Here is an 11735-nt window from a genome sequence, read left to right on the forward strand (position 1 = left end):
GCGAGCGCCGGGGGCGCGGGCACGGGCACGGGCGCGCGGTAGCAACGGCCGCCGGGCCCGGCAAGGCCCGTCGGCTGGCGGGATCCCGCCAGCCGGACGAACCGTCCCGAACCGGACACCCGGCGCTCCGTCACCTCCCGCACCTGCGCGTGGCGGGACCTGGCCAATCGCCGGCCGCACCCTGTTCTTTCACAACCTGCATTGTCATGCTTCTGACCACGCCCCGTCGGGCGGCCGTCGCCCCCACCCATCGACGGACCGCCAGGCCGCACGGGACAGCACGTCAACGCCCTACCGCCCCACGGCGCCAACCCCGGTGCCCCGGTATGCGGCGTGACCGCGCACCCGCGGTTTCGTGGAAGGAACCCCGTACGTGAAGCGAAAGCTGACAGCCGGCGCCGTACTCTCCGCCACCGCTCTGCTGGCCGGCGCCATCCAGGTCGCCGCCGCCCCCGCCCAGGCCGCGCCCCCCGCGCCGGTCCAGCAGCGGGAAGCCCTGATCGCCCTGGCCGGCCAGCAGGCCGCGCCGCTCGCCCAGGCCCTCGCGCTCGGCGGCCAGGAGACGCTGGTCGTCAAGGACGCCATCGTCGACGCCAACGGCACCCGGCACCTGCGCTACGACCGGACGTTCGCCGGCCTGCCGGTGCTCGGCGGCGACCTGATCGTGCACCAGAAGGCCAACGGGACGATCACCTCCGTCGACCGCGCCTTCGACGGCCGGCTCTCGCTGCCGAGCCTCACCCCCGCGCTCTCCGCCGGCACGGCCTCCACCCAGGCGGTCGACTCGGTCCGGGCCACCGTCGGCATCGCCGCCGACGCGGACGAGGTCCCGGTCAGCCGGGTCGACGGCGCGAGCCCGCCCACCCTGGTCGTCTGGGCGGGCGACGGCAGCCCCCGCCTCGCCTACCAGACGGTGGTCCACGGCGAGCGGGCCGACGGCACCCCGAGCAGCCAGCGGCTGATCACCGACGCCGCCAGCGGCAAGGTGCTCTCCACCCACGAGGAGGTGCAGACCGCGACCGGCACCGGCAAGGGCGTCCACGTCGGCTCGGTCACCCTGACCACCACCCAGAGCGGCTCCACCTACCAGCTCAAGGACGCGTCCCGCGGCAACCAGTGGACCGGGAACGCGAAGAGCGGCAACGCGCTGTACACCGACGCGGACAACAACTGGGGCAACGGCCTCGCCTCCGACACCCAGTCGGCCGCGGTGGACGCGCAGTTCGGCGCCAGCGCCACCTGGGACTACTTCAAGAACACCTTCAACCGCAACGGCATCAAGAACAACGGCGTCGGCGCGAGCAGCCGGGTCCACTACGGCAACGCCTACGTCAACGCGTTCTGGCAGGACTCCTGCTTCTGCATGACCTACGGCGACGGCACCGGCAACTCGAACCCGCTGACCGCCATCGACGTGGCCGGCCACGAGATGGCCCACGGCGTCACCTCCGCCACCGCCAACCTCACCTACTCCGGCGAGTCCGGCGGCCTCAACGAGGCCACCTCGGACATCTTCGGCACCCTGGTCGAGTGGTACGCCAATCTGCCGGTGGACGTGCCGGACTACCTGATCGGCGAGAAGATCAACATCTTCGGCAACGGCCAGCCGCTGCGCTACCTGGACAAGCCCTCCAAGGACGGCTCGTCCAAGGACTCCTGGTACTCCGGCATCGGCGGCATCGACGTCCACTACTCCTCGGGCGTCGCGAACCACTTCTTCTACCTCCTCTCGGAGGGCAGCGGCGCCAAGGTGATCAACGGCGTCAGCTACAACAGCCCGACCTCCAACGGCTCCACGATCACCGGCATCGGCCGCGCCAAGGCCGGGGCGATCTGGTACCGCGCGCTGACCACCTACTTCACCTCCAGCACCAACTACAAGGCGGCCCGCACCGGCACGCTGAACGCCGCCAAGGACCTCTACGGCGCCGGCAGCACCGAGTACAACACCGTGGCCGCGGCCTGGAGCGCGGTGAACGTCAACTAGCGGTGAAGGTCAACTAGTCGCCACCGGACCACTCCCGGAAAAGCGACAGGCTGCCGGGGCCCACTGGGAGAGGGGGCCCCGGCAGCCTGTCGGCGTTCGCGGCGGGGTCGGACCGGTCGGCGGCTCAGGCCGTGACGGGCTTCCCGACCGGGCCGCCGGCGCGCTCCTCCCTGGCGAGCATCCGCTCGGCGACGAAGCCGCCGCCGGGGAGCACCGAAAGGATGAACAGCACGGCGCCGCGCTTGACGTCCCACTTCTGCGCCTGCCAGGCCATGATCCAGAAGACCACGTACAGGATGAAGAGGATCCCGTGGATCATGCCCATCACGGGCACGCCGTTGAAGCTGGTGGTGCGCTTCAGCACCGAGCACAGCAGCAGGAGGAGGAAGGAGACCCCTTCGGGGCCGGAGACCAGGCGCAGGCGGTGGACGGCGCTGCTGTTCACGATGGGTACCTCGATGCGGGGGTCGGAGATCACTTGTGAACCGGCTCACAAGCGTCCGGCCCATTATCACCGAGCACATGTCCGGGTCCTCGGCCGGGGTCCGGAGCAGGGGTGCGGTGCAGGGGCGCGGAGCCGGGTCCGGAGCGGAGTCCGGACCCCCGCTTTGTCCCAGATGCGTACCAGAACACCCCCACCCCCTCCCCCGGGCCGCCCGCGGCCCGCTAGATTGCGCCCGTGGCACAGTTTCGACTCCAGGGGTCCAAGGTGCTCGCCGTCGACATGACGGGCGACGCCGTGAAGGCCAGAAACGGCTCGATGGTCGCGTACACCGGCCAGATGGGCTTCAAGAAGCTCAGCGGCGGCGGCGACGGCCTACGGGGCATGGTGACCCGCCGGTTGACCGGCGAGCAGATGACGGTCATGGAGGTGAAGGGACAGGGCACCTGCTACTTCGCCGACCGCGCGACCGAGATCAACCTCGTGCGGTTGAACGGCGAGACGCTGTACGTCGAGTCCGACAACCTGCTCTGCACCGAGGCGACGCTGAAGACCGGTACCAGCTTCACCGGGCTGAACGGCGTCTCCTCCGGCAACGGCCTGTTCACCACCAAGGTCGAGGGCCACGGCTGGGCCGCGGTCACCTCCAAGGGTCCGGCGATCATCCTCCGGGTCACCCAGGGCATGCCCCTGCGGGTCGACCCGGGTGCGTACGTGGCGCACACCGGCAACCTCAACCGCTCCATCAAGTCGGGCGCCGGCTGGAGCACCTTCATCGGCGAGGGCGGCGGCGAGGCCGTGCAGGTCGAGTTCGCCGGCGAGGGCCTGGTCTACGTGCAGCCGTCCGAGAAGCTGACCGTCGGGGGCGACGTCTGATGGCGTTCACGAAGATCAACAGCAAGATGATCGAAGCCGTGGTCGTTCCCGGCCAGCGGCTGTTCAGCCAGCGCGGCGCGATGCTCGCGTACCGCGGCGAGGTCCGGTTCACTCCGAACATCACCGGCGGGCAGGGCGGGGTCATGTCGATGATCGGCCGCCGGGTGGCCAACGAGGACACCCCGCTGATGAGCGTCGAGGGCCACGGCAGCGTGATGTTCGGCCACGGCGGCCACCACGTGCAGGTCATCGACCTCACCGGCGACACCCTGTACGTCGAGGCGGACCGGCTGCTGGCCTTCGAGGGCTCGCTCCAGCAGTCCACCATGTTCATGGGCTCGCAGGGCGGTGTGATGGGCATGGTCCGCGGTCAGGTGACCGGACAGGGCCTGTTCACCACCAAGCTGGACGGCCACGGCGCGGTGGCGGTGATGGCGCACGGCGGCGTCTTCGAGCTGCCGATCACCCCGCACCAGCCGGTGTTCGTCGACCCGCAGGCCTACGTCGCGCACCGCGGCCAGGTCCAGAACAAGCTGTCCACCGCGCTGGGGTGGCGCGACATGATCGGGCGCGGCTCCGGCGAGGCGTTCCAGCTGGAGCTGTCCGGGAACGGCGCGGTGTACGTGCAGGCGAGCGAGGAGAAGCTCTGATGTCCTACCCGCCGCAGCCCCCGTACGGGCAGGACCCGTACGGGCAGCCCACCCAGCCCGGCTACCCGCAGCCCGGTTACCCCCAGCAGGGGCAGCCCTACCCGCCGCAGGGGTACCCGCAGCAGGGACAGCCCTACCCGCCGCAGCCCCCGCCGGGCTACCCGCAGCAGGGGTACCCGCCGCCCCCGCAGCAGGGCTACCCGGCCCAGCCGCCGCAGCAGTACGCCCAGGAGCAGTTCGGCGGCGCCCAGGCCCCGCTGCCCAAGGCCCAGGACGGCTCCGGCCCGGTGGTGCACGACGTGCACAGCCTGCCGGTCAACGACAACGTCAACCCGTACGCCTTCTCGGTGGACCTCAACGGGTCGTACTTCCTGCAGAAGGGCAAGATGATCGCCTACTACGGCGACATCTCCTTCAAGGGCGTCGGCGCCGGCGCGATCGACCGGATGCTCGGGCAGCACTTCAACTCGCCGATGCACGCGGCGGACTGGGTGGTCGCCGAGGGGCGGGGCAAGCTGCTGCTGGCCGACCGCGCCTTCGACCTCAACTCCTACGACCTGGAGGAGGGCAACCTGACGGTCCGCTCGGGCAACCTCCTCGCGTACGAGCCCACACTGCGGCTCAAGCAGTCGATCATCCCCGGGTTCCTCACCCTGATCGGCAGCGGCAAGTTCGTCGCCGCCTCCAACGGACCGGTGCACTTCGTCGAGCCGCCGATCCGGGTGGACCCGCAGGCACTGGTGGGCTGGGCGGACTGCCCGGCGCCGTGCCACCACTACGACCACGACTACATGCACGGGGTGATCGGCGGCATCCGCCGGCTGACCGGGCTGGGCGGGGCGTCCGGCGAGGAGCACCAGTTCGAGTTCATCGGCGCCGGCCAGGTGCTGCTGCAGTCGACCGAGGTGCTGATGGCCGAGCGCGCGGTCGGCCAGGTGCACGCCGAGGCCGGCGTGCCGATGGGCGGGGTGCCGCCGCAGCACGCCCAGGGCCACGGGGGCCCGAACGTGCCGGGCCTCGGTAACCTGGGCGACCTCGGACGCCGCTTCGGACTCTGAGCCTCCCCGGCCGGATCCGTACGCCGGCGTTCGTGAACGCCGGTAAATTCGTACAACATTGAACTAATTGGGGTATGCTGTGTCCATGGACACGCACACGATCGCCCCGGCCGACGTCTCCTCCTCGCAGCCCGCGGGCCCCGAGGAGGAGACCCCCTGGCTGTCCTCCCGGGAGCAGCGGTTGTGGCGGGCCCACCTGGAGGTCGCCAAGCTGCTCGACTACCAGCTCGGCCGCGAACTCCAGCCGCACAGCCTGGCGATCAACGACTACGAGATCCTGGTCGTGCTCTCCGAAGCCCCCGAGCGCCGGATGCGGATGACCGACCTCGCCACCGCGACCCTCCAGTCCAAGAGCCGGCTCTCGCACCAGATCACCCGGATGGAGAACGCCGGCCTGGTGCTGCGGCAGGAGTGTCCGGGCGACCGCCGCGGCCTGTACGCCCACCTCACCGAACAGGGCTGGGAGACCATGCAGCGGGTCGCCCCGGACCACGTCCGCAGCGTCCGGGCGCACTTCATCGACCGTTTCACGCCCGAGCAGCTGGACGCGATGTACGAGGCGCTCGCCCCGGTGGCCGAGCACCTGCGCGGGCTCCGCGGCCGTTCCTGACCCGGCCCCCGAACCACCGCGCGACACGGAACCGCCGCACGACGGAACGAACCGCCGCGCGGGACGAAGGCCGGCGCCCCGCACGAGGGGTGCCGGCCTTCCGCACGGACCGGTCAGGCCGCCGTGAGCCCCGCGACCAGCCGGTCGGCCGCCCCGTACGGGTCCAGCTCCCCGGCCACCACCCGCTCGGCCAGGGTCGTCAGGTGCCGGTCGCCGCGCAGGTCGCCGATCCGGGCGCGGAGCGCGGCCAGCGCGATCGCCTCGATCTCGTCGGCCGCCCGGCGGCGGCGGCGGACGGCCAGCTCACCGTGCTCGTCCAGCCAGGCGCGGTGCTTCTCCAGCGCCTCGACCACCTCGTCCACGCCCTCGCCCCGGGCCGCGACGGTCTTCACGATCGGCGGCCGCCAGTCCCCCGGCTCGCGCGGCCCGCCGAGGCCGAGCATGTGGTTCAGCTCCCGGGCGGTGGCGTCGGCGCCGTCCCGGTCGGCCTTGTTGACCACGAAGAGGTCGCCGATCTCCAGGATCCCGGCCTTGGCGGCCTGGATGCCGTCGCCCATGCCGGGGGCGAGCAGCACCACGGTGGTGTCGGCCTGCGCGGCGATCTCCACCTCGGACTGGCCGACACCGACCGTCTCGACCAGGATGACGTCGCAGCCGGCCGCGTCGAGCACGCGCAGCGCCTGCGGGGCGGTCCAGGAGAGGCCGCCCAGGTGGCCCCGGGTGGCCATCGAGCGGATGAACACCTCGGGGTCGGTCGCGTGGTCCTGCATCCGGACCCGGTCCCCGAGCAGCGCGCCGCCGGAGAACGGCGAGGACGGGTCGACCGCCAGCACCCCCACCCGCTTGCCCAGCCGCCGGTAGGCGGAGACCAGCGCCGAGGTGGAGGTGGACTTGCCCACGCCCGGCGAGCCGGTCAGCCCGACGGTGTAGGCGCGCCCGGCGTACGGCGCCAGCGCGGCCATCACCTCGCGCAGCTCGGGTGCGGCGTTCTCGACCAGCGAGATCAGTCGGGCTACCGCCCGCGGACGGCCCTGCCGGGCCTGCTCGACCAGCGTCGGCACATCGATCATGGGTAGCTGCTCCTTGCGCCGAAGGGCTGCGGCCCGCCGGTGGCGGTCCGCAGCCCCTGAGTGGGTTTCCTGTGACGGGTCAGGCCTTGGGAACCCGGACGATCAGCGCGTCGCCCTGGCCGCCGCCACCGCAGAGCGCGGCCGCGCCGACACCGCCGCCGCGGCGCTGGAGCTCCAGCGCGAGGTGCAGCACCACCCGTGCGCCGGACATGCCGATCGGGTGCCCGAGCGCGATCGCGCCGCCGTTGACGTTGACGATCTCCGACGACACCCCCAGGTCCTTGGTCGACTGGTGGGCGACGGCGGCGAAGGCCTCGTTGATCTCGATCAGGTCGAGGTCCCCGACGGCGATGCCCTCCTTGGCGACCGCGTGCCGGATCGCGTTGGACGGCTGCGACTGCAGCGAGTTGTCCGGGCCCGCGACGTTGCCGTGCGCGCCGATCTCGGCGATCCAGCTCAGGCCCAGCTCCTCGGCCTTGGCCTTGCTCATCACGACCACGGCCGCGGCGCCGTCCGAGATCTGCGAGGAGGTGCCGGCGGTGATGGTGCCGTCCTTGGTGAAGGCCGGGCGCAGCCGGGCCAGGCCCTCGGCGGTGGTGTCGGCGCGGATGCCCTCGTCCTGGCTGAACAGGACCGGCTCGCCCTTGCGCTGGGGGACGGCCACCGGGACGATCTCGGCGTCGAAGACGCCGTCCGCCTGGGCCTTGGCGGCGCGCTGGTGCGAGGCGGCCGCGATCTCGTCCTGGACCTCGCGCGGGATGCCCAGCCGGGCGTTGTGCTTCTCGGTGGACTCGCCCATCGGGATGTTCTCGTAGGCGTCGGTCAGGCCGTCGTGGGCCATCGAGTCGAGCAGCTCGATCGCGCCGTACTTGTAGCCCTCGCGGGACTTCGGCAGCAGGTGCGGGGCGTTGGTCATGGACTCCTGGCCGCCCGCCACCACGATGTCGAACTCGCCGGCCCGGATCAGCTGGTCGGCCAGGGCGATGGCGTCCAGACCCGAGAGGCACACCTTGTTGATGGTGAGCGCGGGGACGCTCAGCGGGATACCGGCCCTGACGGCGGCCTGGCGGGCCGGGATCTGGCCGGCGCCGGCCTGCAGCACCTGGCCCATGATCACGTACTGGACCTGGTCGCCCGTGACACCGGCCCGCTCCAGCGCCGCCTTGATCGCGAAGCCGCCGAGTTCGGCGCCGGAAAAGCCCTTGAGCGAACCGAGCAGCCGACCCATCGGGGTCCGTGCACCGGCAACGATCACAGAGGTGGTGTTGGTCATAGGACGGGCCCCTTCGCACGTCGTGGCCAGGTGAGGATGCCGCTCAATGTACTGACCTGCTACCCGCCCGTCACCGGACCGACCGTGTGATCGAGCGCACTGGCACCCTCCAGTCAACACCGTGTCAACCCGGTCCGGGTGAACCCTTGCCGCCGGGCCTCCCGTGTGAGCAGGCTCGCACCGGGATCGCTGGCGCCGCGGACCCGCATGCGCTGCACTGTTGCCGACCTGTCACCCGCGCCGCATCCGGAGGCCACCGTGCTGACCCGTATCGACCACATCGGCATCGCCTGCCACGACCTCGACAAGACGGTCGAGTTCTACCGCTCCACCTACGGCTTCGAGGTGTTCCACAGCGAGGTCAACGAGGAGCAGGGCGTCCGCGAGGCCATGCTCAAGATCAACGACACCGGCGACGGCGGCGCCTCCTACCTCCAGCTGCTGGAGCCGATCCGCGAGGACTCCCCGGTCGGCAAGTGGCTGGCGAAGAACGGCGAGGGCGTCCACCACATCGCCTTCGGCACCGCCGACGTGGACACCGACTCCGAGGAGATCCGCTCCAAGGGCGTCCGGGTCCTCTACGAGGAGCCGCGGATCGGCTCGATGGGCTCCCGGATCACCTTCCTGCACCCGAAGGACTGCGGCGGCGTACTGACCGAGCTGGTCACCGCCGCGAAGCCGGGCGAGCACGAGGCCCACTGAGCGACGCCGGGTGCCGCCGGGCGGCGGCACCCGGCCCCTCCCCGCCGCTTCCCGGCCGCTTCGGCGTCTCTCCCCGGCCCCGTTCCCGGCGACTCCTCCGGCACTCCTCGGGCCCCCCGGACGCCCGTCCGCCGCCGTGCCACCGCCCCTCCACGCTCATGACCCGCCGGTAACCTCGGGCGGCGAGCCGGAAAACCCCCACGCGGCCATTCCCCCGCAAGGCGCTCCCACTACAATGCCCAGGTGCGCGAAGACTCCGGGGGACGGGGACGACGGGCACGGCCGAAGACAGGCCCGTCCGCCCCGGTGGGAGGCCCGTCGCAGGGGAGTCCATTTCGCGGGCACGGCTGAACAGTCGCAAGACGGATCTGTCACCATTCTCCACAAGGCAAGAGTTCGCCCAGGAGTCCACCCGGACGGGGGAACGCGGATCGACCGCGCTCCCAAGCCCCGGACTCCCACGACCGCGGCGGGTGCCCCCAAGGACGGGGCCGCCCGCACGAGCGCGGATGCAAGGACCAGTCGGACCAGCGCCCGGACAACGGGAGCACCGGACCGGCCGGGTCGAGGACGCGACCAGGAGATGGATGGGACCGCGGAGTGCGGGGCTACGACCGCTACGAGGTTGACGACCACCTCTCCCAGTTCGAGGCCGACATGGATCGGACTCGGAAGGAACGGGAAAAGGCAGTCGAGCATGCCGAGGACCTCGCCTACCAGGTGGAGGTACTCCGGGCCAAGCTGCACGAGTCCCGTCGCATGCTGGCCCAGCCGCGCGCTTTCGACGCCGTTTCCGGCCAGGCCGAGCAGATGCTCCGCACTGCCGAGATGCAGGCGCAGCAGCTGCGCGCCGACGCGGAACGCCAGCTTCGCGACTCCCAGGCCGCCACCCAGCGCATCATGGCCGAGGCCGCCGAGCGCACGGCCCGGCTGGAGGCCGAGCTGGCCGCCCGCCGCCGCCAGCTGGAGGACGAGCTCGCCGAGCTGCGGCGCAGCGCCGAACAGCACGTCAACGAGAACGTCAACTGGGCCGAGCAGACCCGGGCCGGCACCGAGCAGGAGGCCCAGCGCCTCCTCCAGGACGCCCGCGCCGAGGCCGACCGGATGATGGCCGCTGCCCGCGCCGAGGCCACCGCCCTGGCCGACCAGGCCCGGGCGCAGACCGCCGCCGACGTCGACGCCGCCCGCGGCGAGGCCCACGCCGCCGCCGAGGCCGCCCTCCAGCGCGCCCACACCGACGCCGAGCGGATGCTGCGCGCCGCCTCCGAGCAGGCCCAGCAGGCCGGCGCCCAGGCCGCCGCCGACGTCGACGCCGCCCGCGGCGAAGCCCAGCAGCAGCTGGCCGCCGCGCACGTCGCCGCCGAACAGCAGCTGACCGTCGCCCACGCCGAGATCGGCCGGCTCAAGGAGGAGGCCGCCGCCGAGCAGGCCCGCGCCGAGCAGGCGCTCGCCCACGCCCAGGCGGAGATAGCGCGGCTGCGCGCCGAGGCGATCGCCGAGGCCGAGCGGGCCCGCCAGGAGGCCGCCGAACTGCGGGCCCGGGCCGAGGTCGCCGCCGAGCAGCTCCAGGCCGACGCCGAGGCCGCCGCCGAGCGGAAGGTCGCCGACGGCGAGGCCGCCAGCGAGCAGCGCTCGCAGACCGCCCGGGCCGAGGTCGCCCGGATGGTCGCCCAGGCCACCAAGGAGGCCGAGGCGATCCGCGCCGAAGCCTCCACCAAGCAGGCCCAGGCGGAAGCCGCCAAGGCCGCCGCCTCCGAGGAGAGCGAGCGGCTGCGCGCCACCGCCGAGTCGGTGGCCGGACAGCTGCGCGCCGAGGCCGAGGCCGCGATCGCCGAGCTGCGCGGCCAGGCCGAGCGGGACGTCGCCGAGCTTCGGGCGCACGCCGAGGCCACCGCCGCGCGGCTGCGCGGCGAGGCCGAGGAGGCCGGCCGGGCCGCCGGCGCCAAGGACGCCGCCGTCCACCTGGCCAAGGCCGCCAAGACCGCCGAGGAGATGCTGGCCCGGGCCGGCCGGGACGTCGAGACGACCCGCACCGAGGCCACCACCGAGGCCGACCGGATCCGCACCGAGGCCGCCGCCGAGGCCGAGCGGCTGCGCGAGCAGGCCCGCGCGGCCGTCGAGGCCGCCCAGAACGCCGCCCTGGACGACGCCGCCGCCATCCGCGAGCGGATCCAGGAGATGCAGGACGAGGCCGCGCGGCTGCGCGCCGAGGCCGAGGAGCTTCGCGCCCAGGCCGCCGCCGAGGCCGACCGGGTGCGCGGCGAGGCCCGCAGGCAGGCCGTCCTGCAGATCGAGGAGGCGGCGAAGAACGCCGAGGAGCTGCTCACCAAGGCCAAGTCCGACGCGGACGAGCTCCGCGCGGGCGCGGCCGGCGAGATCGAGCGCCTGCGCGCGCAGGCCAAGGAGCAGGCCACCGAGACCCAGGGGCGGGCCGAGCAGACCCTGGAGCGGGCCCGCACGGAGGCCGCGAAGATCACGGCCACGGCCGAGCAGCAGGGCCGGGGCGCGCTCGCCGCGGCCAAGGCCGCGGCTGCCGAGAACCGGGCCGCCGCCGAGCGCGAGACAGCCGAACTGCGCCGCGAGGCAAACGAGTTCGACCAGCGGGTGCGTGCCGAGGCGGGCACCGCCGCAGAGGTCCTGCGGGCCGACGCGGAGGCCGAGGCGACCTCCGTCCGGGCCGCCGCCGTCGCCGACGCGGAGCGGCTGAGGACCGAGACCGACACCGAGGTCGCCCGGAGCCGGGCCGAGGCCGAGGCCGCCGCCGAGGCGCTGCGCGAGGAGAGCCGGCGCGAACGCGAGGAGGCGTCCGCCGGTCTGCAGCGGGAGCGCGAGGAGACCGCCGAGCACCTGGCCGCCGCCACGGCGGCCCGTGAGCGGGCGGAGCAGGCCGCCACCGAACTCACCGACCGCACCACCGCCGAGACCGCGGCACTGCGCGAAGCCGCCGAGGCACACGCCACCCGCGTCCGCACCGAAGCCGAACAAGCCGCCACCGAACTCACCGACCGCACCACCGCCGAAACCACGGCACTGCGCGAAGCCGCCGAGGCACACGCCACCCGCGTCC

At 72.9% G+C, this 11735-nt stretch carries 10 protein-coding genes; 7 read left to right on the top strand and 3 right to left on the bottom strand.

What is annotated here, in order from left to right:
• Positions 1-373 precede the first annotated feature (373 nt).
• Complete coding sequence (locus PUR56_RS37220) at positions 374-1987, top strand: M4 family metallopeptidase (RefSeq protein WP_329952212.1); 1614 nt, start codon at positions 374-376, stop codon at positions 1985-1987.
• Positions 1988-2111: 124 nt separating this feature from the next.
• Here the strand turns inward: PUR56_RS37220 and PUR56_RS37225 are convergent, their stop codons facing one another.
• Entirely contained in the window at positions 2112-2435 is a 324-nt protein-coding gene (locus PUR56_RS37225; protein ID WP_329883201.1) for a DUF3817 domain-containing protein, read from the bottom strand.
• Between the two features lie 231 nt (positions 2436-2666).
• On the opposite strand from PUR56_RS37225, the gene PUR56_RS37230 reads away from it, so the two are divergent.
• The 4 genes from PUR56_RS37230 to PUR56_RS37245 all read left to right on the top strand — a co-directional run bounded on the left by PUR56_RS37230 (position 2667) and on the right by PUR56_RS37245 (position 5623).
• Positions 2667-3305, top strand: a complete 639-nt coding sequence (locus PUR56_RS37230; protein ID WP_329882992.1) for an AIM24 family protein — start codon at positions 2667-2669, stop codon at positions 3303-3305.
• The gene (locus PUR56_RS37235) at positions 3305-3955 is read left to right on the top strand and encodes an AIM24 family protein (protein WP_329882993.1); all 651 of its coding nucleotides are present in this window, start codon (positions 3305-3307) and stop codon (positions 3953-3955) included. The genes PUR56_RS37230 and PUR56_RS37235 overlap by 1 nt, the downstream gene beginning before the upstream one ends.
• 257 nt (positions 3956-4212) lie before the next feature.
• Positions 4213-5013, top strand: a complete 801-nt coding sequence (locus PUR56_RS37240) for an AIM24 family protein (RefSeq protein ID WP_329883202.1) — start codon at positions 4213-4215, stop codon at positions 5011-5013.
• An 85-nt stretch (positions 5014-5098) separates the two neighbouring features.
• Positions 5099-5623, top strand: a complete 525-nt coding sequence (locus PUR56_RS37245; RefSeq protein WP_329882994.1) for a MarR family winged helix-turn-helix transcriptional regulator — start codon at positions 5099-5101, stop codon at positions 5621-5623.
• 113 nt (positions 5624-5736) lie between these two features.
• On the opposite strand, the gene meaB is transcribed toward PUR56_RS37245, so the two are convergent.
• Together meaB and PUR56_RS37255 are read right to left on the bottom strand one after the other, a co-directional pair.
• Positions 5737-6693: a methylmalonyl Co-A mutase-associated GTPase MeaB gene (gene meaB, locus PUR56_RS37250; protein WP_329952213.1), complete on the bottom strand. Its 957-nt coding sequence runs from the start codon at positions 6691-6693 to the stop codon at positions 5737-5739.
• 79 nt (positions 6694-6772) lie between these two features.
• The gene (locus PUR56_RS37255; protein WP_329882996.1) at positions 6773-7966 is read right to left on the bottom strand and encodes an acetyl-CoA C-acetyltransferase; all 1194 of its coding nucleotides are present in this window, start codon (positions 7964-7966) and stop codon (positions 6773-6775) included.
• Between the two features lie 258 nt (positions 7967-8224).
• Between PUR56_RS37255 and mce the strand changes: the two genes are divergently transcribed.
• Positions 8225-8668, top strand: a complete 444-nt coding sequence (mce, locus tag PUR56_RS37260) for a methylmalonyl-CoA epimerase (RefSeq protein ID WP_329952217.1) — start codon at positions 8225-8227, stop codon at positions 8666-8668.
• 600 nt (positions 8669-9268) lie between these two features.
• A partial coding sequence (locus PUR56_RS37265; RefSeq protein WP_329952214.1) for a hypothetical protein occupies positions 9269-11735 on the top strand: 2467 nt, incomplete at its 3' end.

This window comes from Streptomyces sp. BE303, assembly GCF_036290945.1.
Lineage (GTDB): Bacteria > Actinomycetota > Actinomycetes > Streptomycetales > Streptomycetaceae > Kitasatospora.

What these genes read in the sequence shown, in the direction of transcription:
- PUR56_RS37235 (WP_329882993.1), top strand. Translation starts at nt 3,305, where the DNA reads ATGGCGTTCACGAAGATCAACAGCAAGATGATCGAAGCCGTGGTCGTT.
- PUR56_RS37245 (WP_329882994.1), top strand. Translation starts at nt 5,099, where the DNA reads ATGGACACGCACACGATCGCCCCGGCCGACGTCTCCTCCTCGCAGCCC.
- meaB (WP_329952213.1), bottom strand. Translation starts at nt 6,693, where the DNA reads ATGATCGATGTGCCGACGCTGGTCGAGCAGGCCCGGCAGGGCCGTCCG.
- PUR56_RS37255 (WP_329882996.1), bottom strand. Translation starts at nt 7,966, where the DNA reads ATGACCAACACCACCTCTGTGATCGTTGCCGGTGCACGGACCCCGATG.